Raw genomic sequence first — 26,251 nt, forward strand, 5'->3', positions numbered from 1 at the left:
AAAGCTAGAATATATTTCTCTTTTATCATAGCGCTTTCAGAATTTTAACGACTTCTGCAATTCCACAATGCAAAATATTCACTTTATCAAGAGTTTCGCTGGTAAATTCATTCGCTTTTGCTTCTTCTTCAATTATACTAACACAATTACTAAGATCTTCAAGCATAAAAATATCTAAACTCGATTTCATATTATGAGCTAGCTTTTTTACGGTATCGTGATCAGTATTATGAAATGCTTCTTCTAATTGTGCTGTTTGAGCTGGTATCTTTTCTATAAAAAGATTGATCATTTCTTTTCTAAAATCGGGATCTCCGCAAGACATTTCATCCAGAAAAGAAAGATTTAAAACTCTTTTATGCGAAATGTCATTATCTGGGTTCATTACCGTTTTTATTGCTTTTAAAAGAACTGACTGTTTAAATGGTTTTGGCACATACGCATTCATGCCTACTTTGTAACAGCGCTCCTGCTCTCCCACTAAAGAATGCGCCGTCATGGCAATAATCGGAATTGACGAATTCATTTCGTTACGAATATATTCTGTTGTCTGATAACCATCTTTAAGAGGCATTTGAAGATCCATCAAAACCAAATCATATTCCTTTTGAGACAAAAGTTCTATTCCTTCTTCCCCATTATGCGCAATATCCAAATCAAATCCGAAATTATTAATTACGCTTTTTGCCAGCTTTTGGTTTAAAACATTGTCTTCGCAAAGAAGTATTTTAAGATTACCAAGGTCATTTTTAGACATTGATTTTACTGGAGCTTCTATGACTTGTGCCTTTTTATAGCTAAGAATAAAGATAAATTCAGAACCACGGTTCAGTTCACTTTTTACCTTAATTTCTCCATTTTGCAATTCTATTAACTGCTTTACGATGTTAAGACCAAGTCCTGTACCACCGTAAGTTCTCGTGGTACTTTCTTCTCCTTGAGTAAATCGTTCGAAAATAGTTGTCAGCTTGTTTTTCTGGATACCAATTCCGGTATCTTTTACTGAAAACTTTAATGTATAATTATCTTCTGTTTCTTCAATTTTTTTGACAGAAACGGTTACTTCACCTTCATTGGTAAATTTAAGGGAATTGCCTATCAGATTAACCAATATTTGGTTGAGTCTACCTTGGTCGCCAACCACAACATCTGGCATTTCTGCATCTAAAAATAGATTGAACTCTACTTCTTTCTGCCTCTTTACTTTTAATAAATCATAAACATGTTTAAGGGTCTTTTTTAAATTAAATGGCTCCGAATCAATTGCCAGGTTCCCCGATTCAATTTTAGAAAGATCTAAAATATCATTTACAATCAACAGCAGATTTTCTCCTGCTATCTGCACGCTTTCAATATATTCGCGCTGAACATCATCTAAATCAGTCTGAGCAAGAAGATCAGTAAAACCAATTACGGCATTTAAAGGTGTTCTGATTTCGTGGCTCATATTGGCCACAAAACTATCTCTAGCTAATACTGCTTTTTCAGCAATTTTTTTCTGGGCGTCTAACTGGGCATTCTTTGTGCCTAATTCTAATTGAGCAATTACGTGCTTAGCAATAATTGAAAGTGCATTTCGCTGATTATCGTTAAGTTCTTTAGTAACATGGTCTATAGCACACAAAGTTCCTATATTGTAGCCATCAGGCGTTGTAAGGGGAACTCCTGCGTAGAATCTAACATTAAAACCGCCGGTAACATTAGGATCGTTTTTAAATCTATCATTTAAATGGGTATCATTTATTTCGACCATTTTCGATTCCATAATCGTATAGCGGCAAAAAGAGATTTCTCGAGGCACTTCAGATGCTCCAATTCCAATTTCAGACTTAAACCATTGTCTGTTTTCATCTATAAACGAAATATGAGCAATGGGAACACCGCAGATGTAAGAAACAAGCTTTGTTGCATCGTCAAAAGCGTGGTCGGGAAGTGTATCTAATATATTATAGCGTTTTAAAGCTGCTAAACGTTGTAATTCGTTTTCTGGTATGGGGAAATCGTTATTCATTTTATTAATAGGTAAAGCATACAAAGATAAGCTAATTTAAAATATGACATTTACCTAGCTATTAATTTCTTATAAAACTTAACTCCTTATTTGCTCAATAATTTCTACCAAATGTTCTTCATCTGTGCCACAGCAGCCTCCAAAAACGTTTAAGTGATCAAAGGAATCTTTCAATTTTTTATATTCTTTTCCTAGTTCTTTGGGAATTCCACGATCTAATACTGTGGATTCGTCTAGTTCTGCGTGGCTTTTGCAAGACGCATTTGCCCTAATACCTTTTATTCGTTTGATCCAATTTTCATCTTCTTTCAATTCTTTAAAAAAATGGGCTGGATGTGCACAGTTAATCATGTAATACAAAGGCGGAACTGATACACTTTTATCTACTTTTTGTATTGCTTCTTTTAGACTCATGCCAGTTGGCAATTTTCCATCTGTTTCAACTGTAAATGAAATAACAACAGGGGTGTTCACGTTTTCTGCAGCCTTCACGATACCAATAACCTCTTCTACATAATTCATAGTAAGTGCAGAAACAAAATCGACTGGAGCGATATTTAATGCCTTAATTTGGTCAGAATGATACGCTTCTGCTTCTTCAATACTCATACAATTTTCAGGTACGTATCCATCGCCACGAGGGCCAATACAACCGCTTATAAGAATAGAATGTATATCTTTTTCAAATATTGTTTTTAACTCAGCAAGCAATACTACTGCTTTTTTATTTAAGGCCGATAACTCATCCCTAGGATAACCAATTCTTTGAATCCAATCTGGGTTTGCACGCCATGTTGGAGTTTCTAAAATAAAATTGGTTTTGTATTTTTTGGCAATATTTAAATATCGTTTGTAATAGTTTTTGATTGCTTTATAACCCGGCTGATGCTTCAATAAATCAAAAGCAGCAAAACAAGGCAGATCAAATCCTTCCAGAAAAATTAAGGTTGTTTCAAGTCCTCCATCTGTTAAAAACACATCATCAGACTCTGTCGGTAAAGTATTTTTATTCGTCTCCATTTACATTCCTAATTATAAGTTATTAAAAATCAAATAAATAACATTATAAATATACGGAATTATAATTCTGGAAATTGATAAAAAATCAAAGCGCAATAATACGATCCAATTCTAGTATTGTTGTTCCTCTTGAAAGTGCTGTTGGAGCTTTTAGTAACTTATCTGCTAGAAATGAGGTCGAAATAGGTTTTACGTTTTTGAAAAGGCCTATGGCATTGAATAATTTAATAACTTTAATTGAAATTTTTTCGCCCAATCGATCCGTATTTTGACGAATTAAAGGTCCAGGTCTGAAAATTATATATTGTGAAAAATTAAGATCGTCTATATATTCTTCAAGCTTTCCTTTCATTTTAGAATAAAAAACACTGCTTTTTGCTGATGCACCATAAGAGGAAACCAAGACCAAAGAATTTACATTGTTTTTTCTTGCAGCAACTGCAAATGCTGCCGGAATATCAAAATCTATTTTCCATTGATTATCTTTTGAACCTGCATCTTTTAATGTGGTGCCGAGGCAGGAGAAAAGAACGTCTCCATTAATTAAATCCTGAAACGAATTTACATCTGAAAAATCAACAATATGCTCCGTAAGTTTTGGGTGCGATTTCCCGAATGGCCTTCTCACAAAAACTGAAACCGAGGCATAATTATTACCCCCTAAAAGCCTATCAACCAGTTGTTTTCCTGTTGCGCCCGTTGCACCAATTATCAATGCTTTCATAACTAAATAGTTTTAAAAGTAAATATAATGATCTTTTTAATCGAAACCTCTTTTACTACCTTAAGAAAGAGGTTTTATTGATTACTCATGTAATGGGGTTTATTTTATTATTTTTTTGCTCTTCTCCAATTAACAGCATTAAAAGAATAAGAAACCATCAAGTAACTCCAAAATGATAATTTGTTTTCATCCTGCACTTTTGGAAGGTTTTTCATTGAATCCGTTGCTTTATAAAATGAAAATGCGGCGTTAATTTCCAGCTCTTTTAATGGAATATATCTTACTGAAAAATCATTCTCAAATCCCAGAAATCTAGACATATCCTGATTTAAACCGTCTACTAATGGATATTGGGTATAAAAAAGATGAAAATCGTTACGAAACGATAATTTTGTGTTTAAAGGAAAAGAAGCAAATAGATAAGGATTTACCAAACCTTTTCCTCCTACATCAGCGGGAAAGCGGGTAAACACATTCATATTTCCATTAAATTTCCAGGTAACGCCATATAAAACATCAAAATCTGCGGTTCTATCAATATTTAAAGCAGCACTACTGCCGCTTATAATTTCTGCACCCAAACGCCATGTTGATTTTTGCAGTGACAATTTAACCTCCGGCTGAAAATAGTATGCCAGCAAATGCTGTCCTTTCTGATTTTGTCCAAATTGCAGATAACCGTTTAAAGTATAATACCACTGATTCTTTTTAAACTCAATTCTCCCTCCTGTGGTTGCCCGTGCGTACAAAGTTTCTCCATTTGTTTTTTCTAAAAAATCAACCGTACTACTCGAGTTGAAAGAGAAGTTTTGATGTGAGTTATAACTAAAATTATACACCAGCATGTACTTATATTTATTGGATGCAACAGGCGAATAAGCTGCCTCAAAACTAGTATTGTAATTTCGTGTAAACAAAAAGAAAAGATCATTCATAAAATGTTTAGAATATTTCATGATTCGAATTCCTTCATGCGATCTTCCCTGCTGTGCCCAAGGAGCATCAGAAAACAATCTCCCATTATCCAATAAAACACTTTGCCTTCCTAAACGAAAATTTACATTCTTAAATTTAGTTTCTAAAAACAATTGATAAAAATTAATACTTCCGACTTTAGAATTAGAATTTTCATTATCCCAAAGATGAATTTCTTGGACGTCAGCCTTTAAGAGCCATTTTTCTTGGGAATACTGCATTGAAATCCTATTTCGCTGTGTAATATAAAAATAAGGATCAATAGAATCGTTTGGAGGCAGTATGTAGTTTGAAGTATATTCTGCTCTTGGACGAACTTCTATATTTAATATAAACTGCCTGGCTATAGTATCGATTTGCTGTGCGTTGACGTGATTACCAATTGCGGTAAAAAAACAGAAAATGGAAAATGCTGCAATTGTATTTTTTGGCACTATTTGATATTATCTATAGAATTAATATACAAATGTAATTATTGTCTCGTTATTTCATTCGAAGAAATTTAACTTTAAAAATTATATTGTAATTAATTATTATCGTAATATTGCAATATTAAATTACAAAAAAAAAAAAAAAAAAAAATGGGAGCAACTAAAACAGAACATTTTACAGATGCACAAAACCAGATTGCTACAATTGCTAAAGCATTGGGACATCCTGCCAGAATCGCAATTCTAGAATATTTGCTTAAGGTGAATGAATGCATTTGCGGTGATATTGTAAACGAACTTCCGCTTGCACAGCCAACAGTTTCGCAGCATTTAAAAGAACTTAAGAATGCGGGTATCATTAAAGGAAATATTTCAGGAAACTCAATTTGCTATTGTATTGATGAAAAAGCTATTGCTATCTTAAATACTTATTTCTTAAAAATCACACAAAGCCTTTCACAATCTAAATGCTGCTAAACATTTTTTTGAAAAACTCTATCGTAATATTGCATTAAACAAATAAAAAATTATGAAACTATCAGAAATCAAACAGCTTTTACCAACATTACAAAATGTTGAATTTCAGTTAGAAAATGGAACCTTTGTTCCAGAACATTTCCATGTAACCGAAGTAGGAATTATCAAAAAGAACTTTATAGACTGCGGAGGTGTTGTACGAAATGAGGAAGTGGTAAACTTCCAGCTTTGGAATGCCAATGATTTTGAACATCGATTAAAACCAAATAAACTACTGCATATCATCCAGCTTTCGGAAGATAAGTTACATATTAAGGATCTTGAAATCGAAGTAGAATATCAAAACGCAACTATTGGAAAATATGATTTGGATTTTAATGGGAAAAACTTTGTTCTTAAAAATAAAACAACAGCTTGTTTAGCACAAGATGCGTGCGGTATTCCATCTGAAAAACAAAAAATAATTCTAAGAGAATCAATCGATAACAGTTCTTGCTGTACACCAAATTCTGGATGCTGCTAATAATGAAAGCACTAATTATTAAATATAAAAAACCTATTATTATTACCACTTCCGTTGTTGTGCTGCAACTTATTTTTGGCTTTGAACCCAAATTTTGCATCATTAATATCATTTGGTTATTCGTTTAAACATGGAAAAGAAAATACTTATACTTTGTACAGGAAACAGCTGCCGAAGCCAGATTGCAGAGGGTTACATGAGACATTTTGCCAAAAATAAAGCTGTAGTTTACAGTGCTGGCGTAGAAACCCACGGCGTAAATCCGAAGGCTGTTTTTATAATGAAAGAAGATGGAATTGACATTTCAAATCATACTTCAAACAATATTGATGAATACACTAATATTGATTTTGATTTTGTGATTACGGTCTGCGATAATGCTAAAGAACGCTGTCCATTTTTTCCAACAAAAGCACAAAAATTTCATTATAATTTCCCAGATCCAGCCAAAGCAGCTGGAACAGATGTCGAAATCGAAGAACAGTTTAGAACTGTACGAGAATTAATAAAAGATTATTGCAGAGATTTTGCTGCAAAAAATTTAGCCTAAAATTTATTTACTAAAACCATTCTTTTAAACAAGAATGGTTTTAGTTTTAATCATGATTTACCATTTGGCGAAAAAGCATTAACTCTCCGTTACTATTTCTTTTCCAAACATTTATACTTTTTCCTTTTACATTTCCTTTTTTATCTCCATCGCTCCAATCGACACTGTAATAACCAAATTCTACAATTGCTTTTTGGGCATTAATAACTCCAGAAGTGCGAATCGAAATTTGATCGATACTTAAAGTTCCTGGTTTTTCATGTTCTATAAAATAAGCTGTGATATCTTTTTCGCCAGATAAAATCGGAGTGTAATAGGTTAAATACATGGCATCAGGCAAAAACATTTTTGCATGTTCGCCACCTAACCTATTTTGCACCAATTTTTTTATTGAATTGTTCCTTTCTATTACTTCCAAATTTAATTTATCAGATGTAACAAATTCTTTTGTGGGAGGAACTAATGCATCATCAATTTCAGGAATAAATCTGTCGTCAAAATAACTGTCTGATCCCCATATTTCTGCAGCAATGGTCATTGGTTTATTTTTGGAAGCTTTCTTCCATAAAACCATATATTTTCCTGAATACGTATAGGGTTTTAAGTTTTGCTTATCCAAATGTTCCGTAAAATTTCCAATTTCCAAAACATAGCTTCCAAAATCCTGAAGTTCAAGAATAGTTCTTTGATAAGAAATAACTTTTGCCTGATCCAGCCATTGTTTATAGAAATCAGCAATGCTTTTATTTCCAGTTCTTTGCCTGCTGTGCTCGGGCATTAAAATGGTTTGTTCTGTATAGGCTTTTAGTAAAGCTTCTTTATTTCCTCCAGTAAAGTCTGCTGCAAAAGAAGAATTGTAACTTTCTATTTGCTTGCGAACATTCGAATCTATTTTATTTTCTTGTGCAAAAACTCCCAATGCAAAAAGAAAAAAGGTAAAACTAAATTTGATCATATCCAGTTCTTTTTAATTGATATTCAAATATAAAACATTAATAATCAATATTTTAAAATATATCAAAAATAAATAACTCGACTATCTTACTGCTACTTTACACTAAACTTTTCTGCCTCTTCGATTAAATTCTTGATAAGATTTCCTGTTGAAATTTCGCTGTAATCAGTAATTGACTGGCCCGCCCAAATACCTACAAAATCTGGATTTTTTACCAGTTTAGAAGCCTTTCTCAATTCGGCAGTCAATTTATTTTGATAAGGATATGGGAGAACAAATTCCGTATTTTCAACTTCTTCGATAAAAGCATTTCTAATACCTCGGGCGTATCTGCCAGAAAAACTTTTAGTTAACACAATTTCGTTTTCTTTTAAATTTCTAAGACGTTGTTTTTCAAAATCATGTAAAGCACTTTCGGCAGAACCTAAAAATAAGCTTCCAATTTGAAAACCATCGGCACCGAGCAATTTAGCAGCCAATAAGGTTTTAGCATTGTAAATACCGCCTGCATAAATAATAGGTATTTTTACAGTTTCTGTTACTTGAGACAACAATGGCATTCCTCCTATCTGCGGAATAGTTTCGTCTAAAAAACTTCCTCGATGTCCGCCAGCTTCAATTCCTTGTACACAAATGATGTCAATACCGCTATTTTCCAATACAACAGCCTCTTCAACAGATGTACAAGTTCCTATTAAAAGCACATTATTTTCTTTTAATTTGGAAATACTTGCAGCATCCAAATTCCCAAAAGTGAAACTAACAATACGGCAGTTTTCTTTCAGAATCACTTCAATTTGATCGTGATAATCGGTCAGTTTAATTTCGCTTAAAAGCGGAAAATCAGCCACTACTCCTGATTTTTGACTAAAATCTTTCAAAAATGCTTTTGTTTTATCGTAATCGGCCTGGAGTTTTGGTGAAATCGCATCAATTTTATTTAGAAAAATATTTACTGCGAAAGGTTTGTTCGTTAATTCTTTTGTGGCTTTAATCAATTCGATACAGTTGTCTGCCGGAAGATCTCCAAGTGCCAGCGATCCTAAAGCACCTGCATTAGAAGCTGCAGCAGTCATTTCTGGAGTTGTAACACCAAACATCGGCGCTTGTATAATTGGATAATCAATTTTAAACAAGTTGGTTAAATTATTTTTCCATTCCATAATATTTGATTTTTGTATGAAAACGAATCTTGCAAAACAGATTCTGATTTCATACATAAAGATAAGCCAGTTTCAGCGATAAAATGTCAAATCCTGAATGAGATGGAAGTTAAATTTTCGACAATTAATTGGTAATAATACAATAATTAGCCTCATAAAATGTTTATATAGAAAGACCTAATTGGTCATTTTTTAATAATTATTACCCCAAGATTAATATTTACAAAGTATGAAAAAAATATTTTTGATAACTGCTATTGCTTCGTTTTCAACGCAGATTTATGCTCAGGAATTAAACAATAAGTTCAAATCAATTCCGGCAAAAGATCCTGCCGTTAAAGAAGTTATTCCGCCGAAAGAAGTTTCTCCAAAAGAAAATCCGCCGGCAGTCGTAGAAAAACCTGCTCCACTACAGGTTAATCCAGACGAATTGTTCAAAGACACCAATCTATATAAACAGGAATCGAATGTCGATGGGATTTTTTATAGAAGAAACCAGTTTTTAGGAAACTTTAATACCAATGCGGTTACTTCTACTGTTATGTATCGAGATGCTGCTTTTGTAGATGGCGATAAAGTAAAAGTATATTTAAACGATAAAGTTATTGAACCTGAAGTTTCTTTGGATGGCGAATTCAAAAGCGTTAAAATAAATTTGGTTAAAGGAATCAATAAAATTGATATTGAAGCTTTAAACGAAGGATTCGCTTCTCCAAATACTGCCGAATTTAAAGTTATCGATGACAAAGGTGCTGTTATTTCTGCCAGCGAATGGAATGTCGGAACGGGTTATAAAGCTGTAATTGTTTTAGTTAAAGAATAAAATCTTCACTCGACTACAATTCAAAATCATAAAAAACACTTAAAACTGCTGACTTCAGCAGTTTTTTATTTGTATATATGTAGTTAACTACGTAGTTTTGTACCTATATTAAATTTTGAAATACAATGCATATTAAGCCTATACAAAATGAGTACGAAAATGAAATCGTAGATTTGATTTTAAACATTCAGCAAAAAGAGTTCAACGTTCCTATTACAATAGAAGATCAGCCGGATTTATTAGAGATTGAGAATTTTTACTATAAACCTGGAGGAACATTTTTAGGTGCTTTTATAGAGGAGAAATTAGTTGGAACTATTGCTTTGGTAAAATTCAATTCTGAAGCTGGTGCGATTAGAAAAATGTTTGTTAAGAAAGAATTCAGAGGAAAAGAATTTGCAATTGCGCAGCATTTATTAGAGCAATTAATTGCCTACAGTGAAGAAAATGGGATTAAAAACTTATATTTAGGGACTGTTTCTATATTGCAGGCGGCTTTGCGTTTTTATGAGAAAAACAATTTTGTAAAGATTTCTAAAGAAGCGCTGCCAGTCGATTTTCCATTAATGAAACCAGATAATGTATTCCGCCATTTACAGCTAAACTCGAAGTAATGAATATAATTGACGAAATTGGCATATTAGCCCTATCTACACGACTTCAGCGTCTTAGTGAACAATTACGCAAAGATGGAGCACTTGTATACAAATCTTTTGATATTGATTTTGAGCCTAAATGGTTTCCTGTTATTTATACGCTTCATATAAAAGAAATGCTCAGCGTTGTAGAAATTGCCAGTGAAATTGGCTACAGCCATCCGTCAACAATTAGTCTGCTTAAAGAATTGGAAAAGCAAAAAATAATCAGTTCTAGAAAAGATAAATTAGACGAACGAAAAAGATTGATTGTACTTACTGGGAAAGGAAAAGAGTTGATTTTAAAAATGCAGCCGGTATGGGATCTTATGAAAAATACCTTAAACGAAATTGCAGATAATCAAAATAATCTTTTGAAAGCCATCGAAGAAGCTGAACAAAAATTAGCCAATCAAGGATTTTTTCAAAGAATATCTGAACTCAAAAGCTGACATTATCCTCTTCCCGTAATCTTTTTTCGGTGATTAACTCCCCATTTTGCTAAAGAATCTATTACGTCTTTTAATGTATGCCCATATTCTGTCAGTTGATACTCGACAGTTATGGGTTGAGTTTTTAAAACAGTACGCGTAACCAATTGGTTTTCTTCCAGATTTTTTAATTCCCTGCTCAGCATTTTTCCCGAAATTCCTTCTACTTCTCGCAGCAAATCGGTAAATCTTAAAGTATTAAAACAAAGGGATGCAATAATAGAAATTTTCCATCTTCCGTTCAAAATATCCATTGCATCGTGCACTGCCATAATGTTTTGATTGCATGCTTTTCGATCGTGTTCTGGCTCTTTTATCATAATATGTTAGTAAGTTACCTCGATGTTACAGTTACTTTTGGTAATCAGATGACAAAAATACACTTAAAGTTTTTACATTTGAATGAAATTTTAATCAATTGAAAAAAAATGGCCTTAATAGATGCACTAAAGTGGCGTTATGCTACTAAAAAAATGAACGGACAAGTGGTTCCGCAAGAAAAAGTAGATTATATTCTTGAAGCTGCTCAATTGGCTCCTTCTTCGTCTGGATTACAGCCTTACAAGGTTTTTGTAGTAACAAACCAAGAGTTAAAAGAAAAATTAAGAGGGGTTAGTTTTGACCAAAGCCAAGTTACTGATGCGTCTCACGTATTGATCTGGGCAGCTTGGGACGGTTATAGCTTAGATAAAATTTCTGCTGTATTTGATAAAACTATAGCAGAAAGAGGAATTCCTGCTAACGCGATGGATGAGTACAAAGAGAGACTTTGGGGAATGTACGAACCTCTTGGACAAGAATGGCACGCAAACCATGCTGCAAAACAAGCTTATATTTCATTTGGTGTAGCTATTGCCGCTGCTGCAGAACAACACGTAGATGCAACACCAATGGAAGGTTTTATTCCTGCTGAAGTGGATAAACTTTTAGGTTTGAGCGAACAAGGTCTTAAAAGCGTTGTAATTTTACCTCTTGGATATAGAGATGAAGCTAACGACTGGCTGGTAAACTTGAAAAAAGTGAGAACAGCAAAAGACGAATTTATTACAGAAATCAAGTAAAAAAATATTTTTTAGTTTGTTAATATTGCTTCTGAAATTGCATATATGCTTTTTCAGAAGCATTTTTATTTTAACCATTTTGAGTCAAAAATAAATTTCAATTCAACAAATCTGTAAAAACCACTTTTTACAAAGTACATTTTTTGTATTCCAAACAAAAATAGGTACAGAAAGCGGATAATTAAATAATATGTTATAATTATTTTTGTGGAATCCAAAACAATTCAATCTTAATTACAACACATTAAAGTCCTACATTATGTCAGATTTTTTAACCCAATTTGGTGAAGACCTAAAAAAAAACGTCCCAGGTTTTATCGCAGTTTCGGTAGCTGAAATCGCAAGTGGTATGTCATATTACTCTCAATCTGTTGTTGCAGATTTTGATCCAGAATTAGCATCGGCTTATAACCTAGAAGTGGTTAAAGCAAAAATGAATGCAATTAAGGCTTTAAATCTACAAGGTCAGGTTGTTGATAACATCATGATTACGCTAAGTTCTCAAATACACATTATTGACGTATCTGACAATCAGCTTTATTTTATTTATCTAGCAGTAGACTCTACTAAAGCCAATTTAGGAATGACTAAATCTATTTTAAATAAATATAAAAAAGAGATCGCGACAAAACTGTAGTACCTGTAATTTTTTGCCCTAAAAGGAATATTCACTCTGAATATTCCTTTTTTTTTACGTCAGATTTCGAACTTGTATAAAAGTTAATATATTTAGACAAAAAAAGAAGCTGAAAACATGGAGCTGCGCGCCTATTTTGAAAAATACCCAGATGAAGCCACTTGTATAGAAGAGCTTAAAAATAAACGTTTAGAAAACGGACTGACTTGCAGAAAATGCAGTCATGATGTTCATTCTTTTAGAAGAAATGATCTTAAATTTCAGTGCCGAAAGTGTGGCAATCGCATTAGTCTGCGCTCTGGAACTGTGATGGAAAACTCTAACTTACCCATTAGATACTGGATGATCTGCATCGAATTAATGACGCTGACGCATCGAAAAATTTCCATTCTTAAAATTCAATATTTGTTAGGACACAAAAGATACGAGCCCATCTGGCTGATGGTGCAGAAAATTCGTTTGGTAATGAAAATCAGGGATGAAAAGTACAGATTAAGAGCCTACTCTGAATTCGACCCAGAATTCCTTCAGAAAATTGACAAAATGACTATAGAGAAGAAAAAAACAAAAAGCGCCTAATCTTAAGCGCTTTTTGTTTTTTCAATGTCAATGTCAATCAATGTCAACCATTAACAATCAACCATTAACAATTAACCATTAACTCAGCCCTATTTTTTCTTATTCTTTTTTGCTTTAGATCTTTTCGCTTTCTTCTTCGCGATTTTTTTCGCTTTAGCTTTATCCTTGGCTTTTTTGGCTTTGTCTTTCTTTTTAGCTTTAGCTTTTAGTTTTGCTTTTTTAGCCTTTTCTTTCTTTTTATCTTTCGCTTTTTCTTTTCTTTTAGCAACTGCTGCTTTTTTCTTTTTCAGTTTTTCTTTTTTCTCAGCTAACTGCTTTTTCTCTTTTTCTTTCATCTTTTTATTCTTCTTTTTGGTTTTAGATTTATCTCCACTTTCTTCAACTGATTCTTCATCAGTTTCTGATGATACTGCATCATCTGTTATCTCTTCTTCTTTTTTCTGTTCTTCAATGACTTCAACAGTTTGTGCTGTTTTTTTTGAAGATCTTTTAGTTTTGGTTTTTGACTCGGAATCACCTTCTATAGAAACTGATTCATTTTCTGAATTTAGAGTGGGATTTTGCTCGTTTTCATCATTAGAGATAACTGGATTAACATCTACCTCTTGATCGACTTCATTCGTAAGTACATTTTTCGTCATTATTATCTTAATTTTTAAAATTTATTTTAATCAATTTTGAATTATACTAATTTTCAATGTTACTAAACTGTTAAATTAACATTAAAAAATAATAACCAAAGATAGATTGAAAAAGACATTCGCCAATGTTAAGTTTTTCATCCAAACCAAAAATAAACCACAAATAACTAACAATCAATACATTACCCAATGTTAAGTTTTTTATGTATAAATTTTAAAAGACAAACAAGCTTTTACAGGCCATTAAAAGCCTGTTCTATTTATAAAATTGAAGAACAATTTGTATAATTTCGTCTTTCGATACTAAAAAAATATCTATAATCATTGTTTCTATTGAAATGCACGACAAATTAGAATACAAATCAATTCAGCCTAAACAAGATCTTTCGTATTTTGTGGATAGCTTTTGGTGTATTCGTAATGCCTCTGATAAAACTCTGGAAACAATTGGTCTGCCCGACGGCCGTATTGATCTATCTTTACTTCAATCTCCTGAGGAATCTTTTAGAATTATGCTTCTTGGATTAGGGACGAAACAATATGAAAAAGGAAGAATTCCTGCCAACAGCCTTACCTTTGTTATCAGCTTCAAACTTCCTGCTGTCGAATATGTTTTTCATGAATCTATTTCAGATCTTTTAAATTCTGGAAAAAAATTAGAAAACAATTTTTGGGAATTCAATGAAAATGATTTAGAAGATTTTGAATTGTTCTGTGAAAAAGCCTCTCTTAAAATTGAGTCTTTATTATTAAAAGAAATAGAAACTCGAAAACAGAAACTATTCAGCCTTATCTATCAAACACATGGCGCAATGACGGTAAAAGAATTATCTGAAAAATCCAGCTGGAGCAGCCGCCAGATTAACCGTTATTTTAATACGTATTTTGGAATTTCATTAAAAGGCTTCTGCTCTATCCTTCGTTTCCGTGCTTCGCTGGAACATATTGCAAAAGGAAAACTTTTTCCCGAAGAAAACTTTTCAGACCAGACGCATTTTATTAGAGAGGTCAAAAAAATTTCTGGTTCTCTTCCTAAAGAATTATTCCAAAACAAAAATGACCGATTTATACTATTATCAGCTCTTTCTACAAAATAATTTTGCGGTATAGATTTTAAAAAATCAAACTATGCTGTTACAAGATAAACAAGCTGCCATTATTGGCGGCGGAATAGGCGGACTATTACTTGCCCGACTTTTACAAATGAAAAATGTAGATGTAAAAGTTTACGAAAGAGATCTTAATCAAGAAGTTCGAGTGCAAGGCTCTCCTTTAGATTTACATGAAGATTCTGGATTAAAAGCCATGAAACACGCGAATCTACTAGATGAATTTTATGCCAATATTCGTCCAAACGCCAACAAAGCTCGAATTCTAGATAAAGATTTTCAATTGCATTTTGACGAACATACTATTCAAAAAACTGCTGCAACACAAATTTTAGGTACTGGCAAAAATTCACTGCAAGACATTTCAAAACCACGTCCTGAAATAGATCGCTCGGCGCTTCGAAACGTTTTATTGAACTCTCTTCAGTCAGAAACAATTAGCTGGAATAGTCAATTTAGTTGGATGAAAAGAGAAAATAATGGATGGAGACTGCATTTCAAAAACGGAACGAGCACTTATGCCGATTTAGTCATTGCTGCGGATGGCGCCAATTCTAAAGTTCGTCAGTATCTATCTTCAGAAAAACCCATTTATTCTGGAATTACCATGATCGAAGGAACCATTTACAACGCAAAAGAAAACGCACCAAACCTTTTTGAGTTTTCTAAAGGCGGAAAAGTTCTGGCTCTCGGTAACGAACAAACAATAATGTACGGCACAAAAGGAGATGGCTCGCTTATGTTTTTATTAAGCAGTAAAATTCCTGAAAATTGGATTAAAAAAAGTGATTTAAACTTTAAAGACAATGAAAAGATTTTTGAATGGTTCAATGAAGTTTATAAAGAATGGAGTCCGAAGTGGCACGAACTTTTTAAGAGTAATGAATTGTATTTTATACCGCGTCCGCAATATTATTTCCCTTTAAATCAAGCTTGGAAAACCCAAGCAAACCTAACACTGATTGGAGATGCGGCACATCGTATGCCTCCGTTTGCCGGTAAGGGAGCCAATCTCGCCATGCTTGATGCCCTGGATCTGGCAGATTTTTTAACGAATGATGAATTTATAGATATCAAAACTGCTATTTCTAGTTTTGAAAAACGAATGCTGGAAAGAGCTGCCATAGCCACGAAAGAAACTCTAGAAAATGGAGAACAAATACACTCTAAAGAAGCTTTGGGTAAATTGATTTCAATATTCAAAGGAGCAAATTTATAATCTCTTGTACTAATACAGACTTGAAGCTTTAATTTAATTAAAAGATCACCCTTTCCTATTTTTCAACCAATTATCTATTGATTCAATAGCGGTATTTATCAGAATAACTAAGAGCGTGCAAATTAAAGCTTCAATAAAATAACCAGATGCAGCGGTACTTCCTATAGCGGCGCTGCACCAAATTGTAGCTGCAGAATTCAAGCCATGTACATTATCACCTTCTCTAAAAATAACTCCCGCACCTAGAAAACCAACTCCCATAACCACCTGAGCAGTGATACGAGTAACATCGATGTTTGGTTCTGTTTCTGCAACTTTGATAGACAAAAGCACAAAAACTGCTGCCCCAATAGCAACAAGCGTATTTGTTTTTACTCCTGTTTCTTTGTGATGCCATTGTCTTTCAAAACCAATGGCTAATCCCGCAATTGCAGCCACCACAAGCCGTGTTAAGAATTCTGTTGTACTCAAGTTATATACTTTATAATTATTGAAGTTTAACACACATCCATTCGCCTTTTAAAATCAATTTCCCATCTGAAAACGCCTCTCCAGATTGTTTTATGATTTTTTCACTTACACGAATGTTTTTTACTACAAATTTAACGAGTTTTCCAAATTCAACACCTGCAAAAAATTCTATATGATCCATACTAACTAAACCAAAAACACCATCAGCAAGACCTAACAGCTTTACACCTGCACCTCCGCATTGTGCCATTGCCTCTATTAAAATAGTTCCAGGAACAAAATTAAAGTCTGGAAAACTCCCTTGAAGCCAGTTGTCTTTCTGGGTAAAAGTATTTAATCCGATAATTGTTTCAGGTGTGTAAGATATAATTTCATCAACAAATAAAAATGGGGCTCTGTGTGGAATTAGATCTTCAATATTTCGACTCATAATTTGTAATTTTCAACAATTTACGAATCTGATCTGAAATAGACAATTTTTTAAATTATATCTCCTTTTAATACCAATTAAAATCGCCGGCAAAACTTCCAAAAAAAACAGAAAAATCTAATTGAATTTTAGCATTAATTGAACTTAAGTTAACAATTTTGGCACCAAAAGGGAATTAACATCAGCGTTAGCATCGGTATTTTGAATATTAAACTTTTAAATTAAATAATCATTATTTAACGTTTAATAATTAGATACTTAAACAAACATTATAGATAAAATTTATAGCGGAAAATCATTTATAAAAAGTGATTTTTCTATTATAAGTTCATTTTTTGATCTTAGAAAAAGAAACTAATCTACGGCATTAATCCAAGCTATTCCCTCCCCATCATTCAGCAATAAATTACAGTAATAAATTATACAATAAACCTTCTGTCAGTTTTAAAAACCACTTCAAAACTAAAAAAATGCTTGTTTAATAATTTTTACATGCTAAAAGAATATAAACTTCGTAATCAGCTCCAATGCTAAACCTTCTATTGGCATATATTTTAAAACAAAATATCTTATTAAATTTAAAAACCAAAAATCTAATTACCAATAAATTAAATAAACTTATTTAAACAAAAACATTACAATAAATTTAATTTAGATAAATCAACATTTTTTGCGTTATGTAAGATATAAATATATGTCTAGCTGCTTTACTTTATGGTTTTAATTCCCAATAATTGATATAGATCGTCTTTTTTATTCAGAGCAGTCGAAATTGTTTTTCCGTCGATTAACTCCACTACATTTCCGTTGAGGCTTCTTACAGCTTCGAGATTTAAAATAAAAGAACGCTGTACGCGAAAGAAGGCTGGAAGCTTCAAAACGTCTTCCATTGCTTTTAATGTTCCTAAAGTGATGTAAGAAGCGCCATTAATTACAAATTTTAAATAATCGCCCTGCGCCTCTACATAAAGAATTTCATTGAGCAGAATCTTGATCAGTTTTCCTTCTGATTTTATAAAAATACGATCAGAATTGATTTGATGCACTGAGGTTGTTTTCTTTAACGAAAGATATTCTTTTGCACGATTGACCGCTTTTAAAAAACGATCAAAACGAACGGGTTTTACCAAATAATCTGCTGCGCCGGTTTCAAATCCGTCTAAAGCAAAATTGCGATGTGCCGTTATAAATATAAGGACTGGTGGATTTGTAAGCGATCGTACCAATTCTAAACCTGTGAATTTGGGCATTTCGATATCACTAAAAATAATATCAATAGTATTTTCCTCCAGATATATTAAGGCTTTAGAAGCTTCGCCAAATGAAGCCTGCAGCTCCAAAAATGGAATTTCGCTGATAAAAGATTCTATAATATCTCTCGCAATTGGTTCGTCATCAACGACAATGCATTTTAAGTTTTCCATTACTTTCTTAAAACTATTTTTAGATCGACCTTAAAAGACGAATCTTGTTTTTTAATTTCTAATTTATAATGGTTCGAATATAGGAGCTCTAATCGTTTACGGGAATTCTCTACTCCTATTCCACCAAAATTATTAACCGCAGGACTTTCTTCAAAATCATTTTCTAAAGAAAACCAAAAGGTATTGTTTTCAATTTTTATATCCAGCTTTACAAATGCCTTTTTAGTGCTTTTTAAGCCATATTTAAAAGCATTTTCAATGAAAGTAAAAGTCAAAAGCGGTGCGATAAAAAGTCCTGCTGTTTGGTTTTCTCCTTCAATATTTACCTGAATATCTTTATCATCGGCATAACGCATTTTTTCTAAAGCGATGTAATTTTTTATAAAATCCAATTCTTTTTCCAGACGAACGATATCTGTATTAGATTCATACAAAGTATAACTCATAATATCAGACAAATTCAGAATTAATTCTGGAGCGAGATTGTCTTTTCTAACTGTAAGTCCATACAAATTATTCAAGGTATTAAACAAAAAATGCGGATTAAGCTGTGCTTTCAAAAAATCTTTTTCAATTTGAATATTCTGAATTTCTAAAGCTGTTTTTTCTTTCTGAATTTGAAATTTTTTATTGTAAAGCCTCGTAATTTCAACTAAAATTTTAGCAAAACAAAAAGGCGAAAGAAGCGAAATAATAATGATTGTCTGCGAAAGCATTCTTTTTAATGAAACTGCCTCCAAAAAGGTCTGTTCTGCGCTCATTTTAATTACTCCTTTTAATTCCCCAAAAGTAATTTCCAGACCTAGGGTATAATAAAACAAGGAGAAAAAGTATGTTGCTGCCATCCAGACAAAAATCGAAAGCGGAAAAAGCATTAATAAAAGAATTATAATTCTGGTTTTGTTTCCCGAAAAAATCTTGGGGAGCAGCAGATAAAATAGCATATAAAATACAATGATATTTACTGCTGCCATTCGGAAAGTTAGAAGAATAGCATCAAAATAAACCAAATGGTATCCAATTACATAACTCAAAAAAAGTAAAATAGAAAACCCCAGCCACATGCAAATGTGCATTAAAACCCGATTTCTTTTAGTAAAAAACTGATCAAAGTTTAAAGACACAAGTTTGTCTAAAAAATATCCTGAAGTTGTTGTGGTATTTGGCATAATTGTAAAGCAGTTTCAAATATAACTTTTTATAAAATTCTAATAACTGCATTGATTAAATTAATTATGTTGTGGCCAAGGATTGAAAAGATTAAATTCCCTGAAAAAACCCTAAGAACTCCTAAACTAAAAGAAGAGATTAAAGTAAGATACACAATTGTAATGATGTCAAACTTTAAATGAAAATCCTGATCTAAAACCGCGCCGTGCGAAACGCCAAATAAAATGGTAATAATTATAAATGACCAGCCCAATTCGACACCACGGTAATTCCATTTTGGAGCAAAAGCCTTATTTAAAAGCCATAGCGATATTCCTCTAAGAGCAATTTCTTCTGTTAATCCAGGCATTGTCGCTTGAAAAATAAAAGTTTCTAAATCGAATGTTCCTCCTTTTGGAAACAATATCAGTTTAAAAACTATGTCAAATAATGTAAAGCCAATAAACATCAGTAAACCAAATTTTAAAGTGGTTTTTGGATTGGTTTGAGCAGTAAATCCGATTTTGATTCTTTCTTCTTTTGAAACTGAAAATAGTATAATTAAAGATAAAACTAAACTCAAAATTTTTCCTGACCAATTGAACTTTAATCCAAGGAAATCTAAGGGCAACAGCTCTTTTCCGTAATGCTGCAATAGCATATCGCTAAGAAAATAAAGAACAAAAAACGCTAAGTATTTATAATTTGTTTTTTCTGTTTTGAAATGTGCAATAACAACAAAAGGAGAAATTAATAAGATCCAGAGAAGCGGTGATAATGGTGACATAATTTTGATTTTTAAGGTTTTAATTTTAATCAAAAGTATATCGAGAGTATATCAACTAAAAGTCTGATCGGTAGAAATAGTACTTTTCTCCGTGAAAACATTCTTTCATACGATAAGAGATAATGGTTGATGGTTGATGGTTGGTGGTTGATGGTTGGGGGTTCGTAGTTTGGGGTTCGTAGTTTGTAGTTTGCGGTTCGTAGTTTGTGGTTTGTGGTTGATAGTGATCTTTAATTTTTAAATTCATAATTTTTAATTCACAAAAAAAGCCCTAAACTTTAATTTAGAGCTTTTTATATATTTTGTTTGAGTTTAGTCCCAATTATTGGTTTTCGAAACGGCGTATTTGCCAGCCCCAGTAAAAAATAATGCGATTGCACCTAAAAGATAAAGCATTAATAGTTCATTAGCATAACCTCCATGATCACTTATAGAGAAAATATCTTGTGCATGTGCTACTGCAATGGCTGTTATACAATTGATGGCAAAAATAACCGCTGCAATTCTAGTTCTAAATCCTACTAAGATAGCAATCGGAGCTAAAACTTCACCAATATAAACAGCATATGCAAATGTTCCCATGTTTTCTACAAGGAAAGAAATTCCATGAAGGATTTTTGAAACTCCGTGAAAAAGCATTAATCCACCGATGCTGATACGTAATACTAATAATCCTAAGTCTGTGTTTTTTGAAATCATAACAATTTAGTTTTGGTTTAAAATTTACCTGCATTTTTGACTTGCAAGACAACTAAAATACAAAATTTTGTTAGGTTTCAAATTTATTATTTAAAACATTCTACATAACTATCTCCAGCTATCTTAGTGCTTATTTTTTAAAATTTAATTGCAATTTTTCCAATCGTTTTACCCGATTCTAAAAGCTGATGTGCTTTTTTAAAATTGTCAGCAGTTAGTCCGTTTAGTGTTAAATTTAAAGTTGTTTTTAGCACGCCTTCATCTAATAAATCAGCAACTTTATTTAAAATATGATGCTGTTCGATCATGTCTTCTGTTTGGTACATCGAGCGTGTATACATTAGTTCCCAAGAAAAAGAGGCACTTTTACTTTTCAATTTGTTTAACACAACAGGATCACTGCTTCCAGTAATCGAAGCGATATGTCCTTGTGGTTTGATCAATTCTACCATTGTATCCCAATAGGCGTTGGTGTCTACAAAGTCTAAAATAAAATCTACATTTTCAAAACCAGCTTCACGGACAGAAGAAACCAAGTCTTTGTGATTTACTACAAAATCGGCGCCCTGCTGTTTGCACCAGTCAATTGTTTCTGGACGAGACGCTGTTGCAATAACGGTTAAACCTGCAATTTTCTTGGCCAGTTGAATTGCAATCGAACCTACTCCTCCTGCTCCTCCAATGATTAAAATTGATTTCCCTTTGTCTTTTTCTTCGCTAATTCTAACTCTGTCAAATAAAATTTCCCAAGCCGTTAAAGCTGTCAGCGGAATTACAGCCGCTTCCTCGATACTTAGTGATTGTGGCTTTTTGCCAACAATTCTTTCGTCGATTATTTGATATTCCGCATTACTACCTTGTTTGGTAATATCTCCTGCGTAATATACTAGATCTCCAATTTCAAATAGTGTAACTTTTTCTCCAACTGCCTGTACAATACCAACAGCATCCCAGCCAATAATTTTGGGTGTTTCTAGAACTGTATCTTTTGCACTGCTCTGACGAATTTTAAAATCTACTGGATTTACCGAAACTGCATCGATTTTTATTAATAAATCGCGATCACCAGGTATTGGCTTTGACGCTTCAAATTCGATAAAACTTTCTTGATTTTCTATGGGTAGTGATGACTTGAATCCAATTGCTTTCATGACTTAATTTTTTTTAATTAAAGTATAATACAAAGATAGGTCTAGTTAAAAATGTATAATTGGTATATTTTGATACAATATCGGTAAAATTTCTGCAATAAGGATTTTGTTTCACTCAAATTTGGGAACAGAAAAGAAGACTATGCTTCTATGTATTTAAATAAAGCCTTAAATTTGCTTATTAAAATTCTTTCAAAATGAATATCAGAAAAGCCGAAAAATCAGATGCAGAAAATATTGCTCCAATTTTATTATTAGCAATGGAGGATATCATTTATAAGTTTATTGCAAAAGAAGATTACGCTTCCGCGAAAGATTTTCTGCTGCACTTTATTGAAAGGGAAAACAATCAGTATTCTTATCAAAATTGTTACGTAGCAGAAGAGCATAATGAAATCATTGGCGCGGTAAATGTTTATGATGGTACAGATTTAGAAATATTAAGAATTCCAATAATTGAATACGTTAGAAATCATTATAACCCGATATTTGATCCAGAGTTTGAAACCCGCGCAGGAGAATTCTACATTGATTCGCTAGGCGTTAATCCGAATCATCAAGGAAAAGGAATTGGTTCTAAAATACTTCAGTTTCTAATTAAAGAATATGTTTATACCAAACAACAAACATTGGGTTTATTGGTTGAAGAAGATAATCCGCTGGCAAAGAACCTTTATTTAAAACTCGGTTTTAAGATCGTGGGAGAAAAAACTTTAGTTGGCAAGAGGCTTGAGCATCTTCAAATAAGTTAGGATAGAGTAACCTCTATCCTTTTTTATGCATTTTAACGATTATTTCGAACAATTTGACGTTGATTCTGCCGTTATTAAAAAATAACCAGGCGATCTTTTTTTAATTTTTAAAAAGAAATTCGTTGAATGATATTGAAATAAATTAGTAATAGAATGAAAAACATAACCCTATTAGAAGCAGGTTTAATTTTAAGAATAGTTTTAGCAATCACAATGCTTTCAGCCGTAGCTGATCGATTTGGACTTTGGGGCGCACCTGGCTCCAATGCAGTAGCCTGGGGAAATTGGGACAACTTCGTTATTTATACCCAGACCTTAAATCCTTATACCAACAAAGCGACAGCGGAAATTTTAGGCATTGCGGCCACTTTCTTCGAAGTCATATTAAGTCTCTTATTGATTTTTGGTTTTAAAACTCGAATTGCGGCTTTAGGAACTGCTTTTTTACTGTTTTTCTTTGGTTTTGCTATGGCTGTTTCGGTTTCGGTAAAAGCACCTTTCGATTATTCGGTTTGGACAAGCGCTGCCTCAGCTTTACTGCTGGCTAATATTGGTAAAACATCTTACGCAGTTGATAATAGAATTTAGAGTTAATGGTTAATGGTTAATGGTTAATGGTTAATGGTTAATGGTTAATTGTTGATGGTTGATGGTCAATTTATTAATTGTTGATGATTGCTAATCCAAATAAAACTAAAACCATACACTCAAACTAAGGACTAAGGACTTAACACTATCAACTATAAACTATAAACTATAAACTATAAACTATAAACTATAAACTATAAACTATAAACTATTAACCATCAACCATCAACCATCAACCATCAACTATAAACCATAAACCATAAACTAAAAAAACATTTTTAAGGTATATTTAAGGTCATAATGCTGTTTCGAACAAATTTGTATTCGTAAATTAGCAGATACAAAAACATATCTTAATGACAATACTTACCTTTACGCTTATAATGATTCTAGGTGCTTTTTTAGCAGGCTTTATCGGTTCATTATCAGGCTTGGGAGGCGGCATTATAATTATTCCGCTTCTTACTATTATTCTCGGAGTCGACATTCATTATGCTATTGGAGCCGCTTTGGTCTCCGTTATTGCAACTTCTTCAGGTTCTGCGGCAGCTTATGTAAAAGAAGGAATTACCAATATGCGAATGGGGATTTTTCTCGAAATCGCAACCACTATTGGTGCTGTTTGTGGCGCGCTGCTTTCTACTATCGCTCCTACTTCTTTTATAGCTGTTTTGTTTGGTTTAACCTTGATTTTTTCGGCTATTAATTCACTTCGAAAAAAAGAAGAACATATTGTTTTAGAATCTAGTCCGCTGGCTAAAAAATTAAAATTAGACGGTACTTATCCTTCTCATGACGGAGAAATTATTCACTACGGAACCAAAAATGTTTTAGGAGGTTTCAGCATGATGGGAATTGCAGGAATGATGTCTGGTTTACTCGGAATTGGTTCTGGTGCTTTTAAAGTAATTGCAATGGATAATATTATGAGAGTTCCGTTTAAGGTTTCCACCACAACCAGTAACTTTATGATGGGTGTTACAGCAATGGCGAGTTCTGTCATTTATATTCAAAAAGGATATATTGAACCTGGGATTTGTATGCCGGTTGTAATTGGTGTTTTGTTTGGAGCTATGGCAGGTGCTAAAATATTAGTGCGTACCAATCCAAAAAAATTGAGAATCTTCTTTGCCTGTCTGATTTTCGTTTTGGCAGTAAATATGATTTATAACGGACTAAATGGAAAAATCTAATATGGTACAAGAAGAAAAATTTGGAGAAAAAGACTTTCAGTCAATCATAGGAAACTTACTTCGTTATGGGGTCTGGATTTCGTTAGCCGTAGCTTTTATGGGAGGAATTGTGTATTTAATGCATAATGGAAGCCAAATAGAAGATTACTCTGTTTTCAAGGAAAACGACCGCAATATATTTGAAGTAATCGCAGATATTTACAATGGAGCAATTCAAGGAAATGGAGAATCATTGATTTTTACAGGAATTATTTTGCTGTTCATGACACCCGTTTTACGTGTATTACTTTCGTTATTTTCATTTTTAGTAGAAAAGGATTATCTATATGTGGGGATAACATTAATTGTAATTACGATCATCATTATCAGTATTTCATTCGGATTCTCACATTAATATTCGCAATAGGCTTTAAGCTATAGGCTGTAGGCCTTCCTAAAATGCTTAAAGCTTATTGCCTAAAGCAAAATCAAAAAATATATGGAAATAGGAATAGACAGTTTTGCTTCGGCAATGTATGGAGATAATAACACTTTGAGGAGTGTTGATGCTATGGAGCAGTTATTACAAAGAATTGAATTTGCAGATCAGGTTGGCCTTGATGTTTTCGGAATTGGAGAACATCATAAAAAAGAGTTTTTAGATTCTGCAACAGCAGTAATTTTAAGTGCGGCGGCAGCCAGAACAAAAAATATACGTTTGGCAAGTGCTGTTTCGGTTTTGAGTGCTGCAGATCCTGTACGGGTGTACCAGAGTTTTGCAACTTTGGATTTGGTTTCAAAGGGAAGAGCAGAAATTGTCGTAGGCCGTGGTTCTTCTATTGAAGCTTATCCCCTTTTTGGATATAATCTAAATGACTATGATGCGCTTTTCAGCGAAAAATTAGATTTACTTTTACAGATTCGCGATAATGAATTTGTGACTTGGGAAGGAAAATTTCGCCCGGCAATTAATAATCTTCCTGTTTATCCGAGAGCTTTACAAGAAAAATTACCGATTTGGCTTGGAGTTGGCGGAACACCTGAATCTTTTATTAGGGCAGGTTCGCTTGGACTTCCGCTAATGGTTGCCATTATCGGCGGACAAACACATCGTTTTAAACCTTTAATTGATTTATACCGTCAGGCTGGACAAGCTGCAGGATATAAACCAGAAGAATTAAAAGTGGGATTGCATTCGCCAGGATATATTGGTTCAACAACAGAAAGTGCCATTGCAGATTATTATCCAGGTTATGCGGAGTTATGGACTAAATTAGGAAGAGAACGCGGCTGGCCTCCAGTTACAAAAGATAAATTTGACGGATTAATTGATGACTTAGGTGTTTTAATTGTTGGAAGTCCAGAAAGAGCTGCAGAGAAAATCCTGCGCCACAGTGAAGCACTTGGAGGTGTAGATCGATTTACTTTTCAAATGGACAACGCCGGATTAACACACAAACAATTAATGAATGCCATAGAATTAATTGGAACAAAATTAATTCCTTTAATTAGAAAGGGATAGTTTTGAATTGTGAATTGTGAATTATGAATTATGAGTTATGAATTGAAACTAATAACTTCAATCCTAACTCATAACTCATAAC

30 protein-coding genes and 1 pseudogene are annotated in these 26,251 nt (G+C 33.0%); 16 read left to right on the forward strand and 15 right to left on the reverse strand.

Translation table 11 applies throughout. The features are described 5' to 3' along the window. Positions 1-25: 25 nt before the first annotated feature. From EDB96_RS14590 to EDB96_RS14605, 4 genes are all read right to left on the reverse strand, one after another. On the reverse strand, positions 26-2,011 hold the full coding sequence (locus EDB96_RS14590) for a GAF domain-containing hybrid sensor histidine kinase/response regulator (RefSeq protein WP_134141616.1): 1,986 nt from the start codon (positions 2,009-2,011) through the stop codon (positions 26-28). 78 nt (positions 2,012-2,089) lie between these two features. Beyond that, positions 2,090-3,031, reverse strand: a complete 942-nt coding sequence (locus EDB96_RS14595) for a homocysteine S-methyltransferase family protein (protein WP_134141618.1) — start codon at positions 3,029-3,031, stop codon at positions 2,090-2,092. A gap of 85 nt (positions 3,032-3,116) precedes the next feature. Further along, positions 3,117-3,755: an NAD(P)H-binding protein gene (locus EDB96_RS14600; protein WP_134141620.1), complete on the reverse strand. Its 639-nt coding sequence runs from the start codon at positions 3,753-3,755 to the stop codon at positions 3,117-3,119. Positions 3,756-3,862: 107 nt separating this feature from the next. Beyond that, complete coding sequence (locus EDB96_RS14605; RefSeq protein ID WP_166669311.1) at positions 3,863-5,164, reverse strand: alginate export family protein; 1,302 nt, start codon at positions 5,162-5,164, stop codon at positions 3,863-3,865. Between the two features lie 147 nt (positions 5,165-5,311). On the opposite strand from EDB96_RS14605, the gene EDB96_RS14610 reads away from it, so the two are divergent. The 3 genes from EDB96_RS14610 (at position 5,312) to EDB96_RS14620 (ending at position 6,711) form a co-directional block, all read left to right on the forward strand. Beyond that, positions 5,312-5,638: an ArsR/SmtB family transcription factor gene (locus tag EDB96_RS14610; protein ID WP_057118305.1), complete on the forward strand. Its 327-nt coding sequence runs from the start codon at positions 5,312-5,314 to the stop codon at positions 5,636-5,638. Between the two features lie 52 nt (positions 5,639-5,690). Then, positions 5,691-6,161 (forward strand): DUF6428 family protein, encoded by a 471-nt coding sequence (locus tag EDB96_RS14615; RefSeq protein ID WP_134141622.1) that lies wholly within the window; start codon positions 5,691-5,693, stop codon positions 6,159-6,161. A gap of 130 nt (positions 6,162-6,291) precedes the next feature. Further along, positions 6,292-6,711, forward strand: a complete 420-nt coding sequence (locus tag EDB96_RS14620; RefSeq protein WP_134141625.1) for an arsenate reductase ArsC — start codon at positions 6,292-6,294, stop codon at positions 6,709-6,711. 46 nt (positions 6,712-6,757) lie between these two features. Here EDB96_RS14620 and EDB96_RS14625 read toward each other — a convergent pair whose 3' ends face one another. Both EDB96_RS14625 and EDB96_RS14630 read right to left on the reverse strand, forming a co-directional pair. Further along, positions 6,758-7,666 (reverse strand): nuclear transport factor 2 family protein, encoded by a 909-nt coding sequence (locus EDB96_RS14625; RefSeq protein ID WP_134141627.1) that lies wholly within the window; start codon positions 7,664-7,666, stop codon positions 6,758-6,760. A gap of 92 nt (positions 7,667-7,758) precedes the next feature. After that, positions 7,759-8,829, reverse strand: coding sequence for an NAD(P)H-dependent flavin oxidoreductase (locus EDB96_RS14630; protein WP_134141629.1), 1,071 nt, complete (start codon positions 8,827-8,829; stop codon positions 7,759-7,761). Positions 8,830-9,058: 229 nt separating this feature from the next. Between EDB96_RS14630 and EDB96_RS14635 the strand changes: the two genes are divergently transcribed. The 3 genes from EDB96_RS14635 (at position 9,059) to EDB96_RS14645 (ending at position 10,739) form a co-directional block, all read left to right on the forward strand. Further along, complete coding sequence (locus EDB96_RS14635; protein WP_057118310.1) at positions 9,059-9,652, forward strand: hypothetical protein; 594 nt, start codon at positions 9,059-9,061, stop codon at positions 9,650-9,652. Positions 9,653-9,777: 125 nt separating this feature from the next. Continuing rightward, positions 9,778-10,266, forward strand: coding sequence for a GNAT family N-acetyltransferase (locus EDB96_RS14640; RefSeq protein ID WP_134141631.1), 489 nt, complete (start codon positions 9,778-9,780; stop codon positions 10,264-10,266). Beyond that, positions 10,266-10,739: a MarR family winged helix-turn-helix transcriptional regulator gene (locus EDB96_RS14645; RefSeq protein WP_134141633.1), complete on the forward strand. Its 474-nt coding sequence runs from the start codon at positions 10,266-10,268 to the stop codon at positions 10,737-10,739. The genes EDB96_RS14640 and EDB96_RS14645 overlap by 1 nt, the downstream gene beginning before the upstream one ends. Positions 10,740-10,741: 2 nt before the next feature. Here the strand turns inward: EDB96_RS14645 and EDB96_RS14650 are convergent, their stop codons facing one another. Further along, positions 10,742-11,098, reverse strand: a complete 357-nt coding sequence (locus EDB96_RS14650; RefSeq protein WP_057119821.1) for a winged helix-turn-helix transcriptional regulator — start codon at positions 11,096-11,098, stop codon at positions 10,742-10,744. A gap of 108 nt (positions 11,099-11,206) precedes the next feature. On the opposite strand from EDB96_RS14650, the gene EDB96_RS14655 reads away from it, so the two are divergent. From EDB96_RS14655 to EDB96_RS14665, 3 genes and pseudogenes are all read left to right on the forward strand, one after another. Further along, the gene (locus EDB96_RS14655) at positions 11,207-11,839 is read left to right on the forward strand and encodes a nitroreductase family protein (RefSeq protein WP_134141635.1); all 633 of its coding nucleotides are present in this window, start codon (positions 11,207-11,209) and stop codon (positions 11,837-11,839) included. Between the two features lie 259 nt (positions 11,840-12,098). Continuing rightward, positions 12,099-12,476: a hypothetical protein gene (locus EDB96_RS14660; protein WP_057118314.1), complete on the forward strand. Its 378-nt coding sequence runs from the start codon at positions 12,099-12,101 to the stop codon at positions 12,474-12,476. Positions 12,477-12,593: 117 nt separating this feature from the next. Further along, positions 12,594-13,040: pseudogene (locus EDB96_RS14665) on the forward strand (transposase); the annotation flags it as partial. A gap of 104 nt (positions 13,041-13,144) precedes the next feature. On the opposite strand, the gene EDB96_RS21155 reads toward EDB96_RS14665, so the two are convergent. Then, positions 13,145-13,696: a hypothetical protein gene (locus EDB96_RS21155; RefSeq protein ID WP_208326198.1), complete on the reverse strand. Its 552-nt coding sequence runs from the start codon at positions 13,694-13,696 to the stop codon at positions 13,145-13,147. Between the two features lie 338 nt (positions 13,697-14,034). Between EDB96_RS21155 and EDB96_RS14675 the strand changes: the two genes are divergently transcribed. Both EDB96_RS14675 and EDB96_RS14680 read left to right on the forward strand, forming a co-directional pair. After that, positions 14,035-14,793, forward strand: a complete 759-nt coding sequence (locus EDB96_RS14675; protein WP_134141637.1) for a helix-turn-helix domain-containing protein — start codon at positions 14,035-14,037, stop codon at positions 14,791-14,793. A gap of 31 nt (positions 14,794-14,824) precedes the next feature. Then, positions 14,825-16,024, forward strand: coding sequence for an FAD-dependent oxidoreductase (locus tag EDB96_RS14680; protein ID WP_134141639.1), 1,200 nt, complete (start codon positions 14,825-14,827; stop codon positions 16,022-16,024). Between the two features lie 45 nt (positions 16,025-16,069). Here EDB96_RS14680 and EDB96_RS14685 read toward each other — a convergent pair whose 3' ends face one another. From EDB96_RS14685 to EDB96_RS14720, 7 genes are all read right to left on the reverse strand, one after another. After that, a complete protein-coding gene (locus EDB96_RS14685) occupies positions 16,070-16,495 on the reverse strand; it encodes an MgtC/SapB family protein (RefSeq protein WP_134141641.1) in 426 nt (141 codons plus the stop codon). Positions 16,496-16,511: 16 nt separating this feature from the next. Continuing rightward, a complete protein-coding gene (locus tag EDB96_RS14690) occupies positions 16,512-16,925 on the reverse strand; it encodes a 3-hydroxyacyl-ACP dehydratase FabZ family protein (protein ID WP_057118319.1) in 414 nt (137 codons plus the stop codon). Between the two features lie 707 nt (positions 16,926-17,632). Continuing rightward, on the reverse strand, positions 17,633-18,349 hold the full coding sequence (locus tag EDB96_RS14695; protein WP_057118320.1) for a LytR/AlgR family response regulator transcription factor: 717 nt from the start codon (positions 18,347-18,349) through the stop codon (positions 17,633-17,635). Further along, positions 18,349-19,518: a sensor histidine kinase gene (locus EDB96_RS14700; RefSeq protein WP_134141643.1), complete on the reverse strand. Its 1,170-nt coding sequence runs from the start codon at positions 19,516-19,518 to the stop codon at positions 18,349-18,351. Before EDB96_RS14700 ends, EDB96_RS14695 begins: the two co-directional genes overlap by 1 nt. A gap of 29 nt (positions 19,519-19,547) precedes the next feature. Next, positions 19,548-20,285 (reverse strand): type II CAAX prenyl endopeptidase Rce1 family protein, encoded by a 738-nt coding sequence (locus tag EDB96_RS14705; protein ID WP_134141645.1) that lies wholly within the window; start codon positions 20,283-20,285, stop codon positions 19,548-19,550. A 312-nt stretch (positions 20,286-20,597) separates the two neighbouring features. Beyond that, the gene (locus EDB96_RS14715) at positions 20,598-20,984 is read right to left on the reverse strand and encodes a DoxX family protein (RefSeq protein ID WP_057118323.1); all 387 of its coding nucleotides are present in this window, start codon (positions 20,982-20,984) and stop codon (positions 20,598-20,600) included. A 137-nt stretch (positions 20,985-21,121) separates the two neighbouring features. Beyond that, positions 21,122-22,135 carry a zinc-binding alcohol dehydrogenase family protein gene (locus EDB96_RS14720; RefSeq protein ID WP_134141649.1) on the reverse strand — a complete coding sequence of 338 codons (1,014 nt, stop codon included), beginning with the start codon at positions 22,133-22,135 and terminating at the stop codon, positions 21,122-21,124. 197 nt (positions 22,136-22,332) lie between these two features. Here EDB96_RS14720 and EDB96_RS14725 point away from each other — a divergent pair, with 197 nt between their 5' ends. From EDB96_RS14725 to EDB96_RS14745, 5 genes are all read left to right on the forward strand, one after another. Next, positions 22,333-22,887: a GNAT family N-acetyltransferase gene (locus EDB96_RS14725; RefSeq protein ID WP_134141651.1), complete on the forward strand. Its 555-nt coding sequence runs from the start codon at positions 22,333-22,335 to the stop codon at positions 22,885-22,887. A 153-nt stretch (positions 22,888-23,040) separates the two neighbouring features. Continuing rightward, positions 23,041-23,475, forward strand: coding sequence for a DoxX family membrane protein (locus tag EDB96_RS14730; RefSeq protein WP_134141653.1), 435 nt, complete (start codon positions 23,041-23,043; stop codon positions 23,473-23,475). Between the two features lie 356 nt (positions 23,476-23,831). Then, the gene (locus EDB96_RS14735) at positions 23,832-24,668 is read left to right on the forward strand and encodes a sulfite exporter TauE/SafE family protein (RefSeq protein WP_134141655.1); all 837 of its coding nucleotides are present in this window, start codon (positions 23,832-23,834) and stop codon (positions 24,666-24,668) included. After that, entirely contained in the window at positions 24,655-25,062 is a 408-nt protein-coding gene (locus EDB96_RS14740) for a DUF1634 domain-containing protein (RefSeq protein WP_057118328.1), read from the forward strand. Before EDB96_RS14735 ends, EDB96_RS14740 begins: the two co-directional genes overlap by 14 nt. Positions 25,063-25,146: 84 nt before the next feature. Beyond that, on the forward strand, positions 25,147-26,169 hold the full coding sequence (locus EDB96_RS14745) for an LLM class flavin-dependent oxidoreductase (RefSeq protein ID WP_134141657.1): 1,023 nt from the start codon (positions 25,147-25,149) through the stop codon (positions 26,167-26,169). The last annotated feature ends 82 nt before the right edge of the window (positions 26,170-26,251 follow it).

The organism is Flavobacterium sp. S87F.05.LMB.W.Kidney.N (genome assembly GCF_004366435.1).
GTDB lineage: Bacteria > Bacteroidota > Bacteroidia > Flavobacteriales > Flavobacteriaceae > Flavobacterium.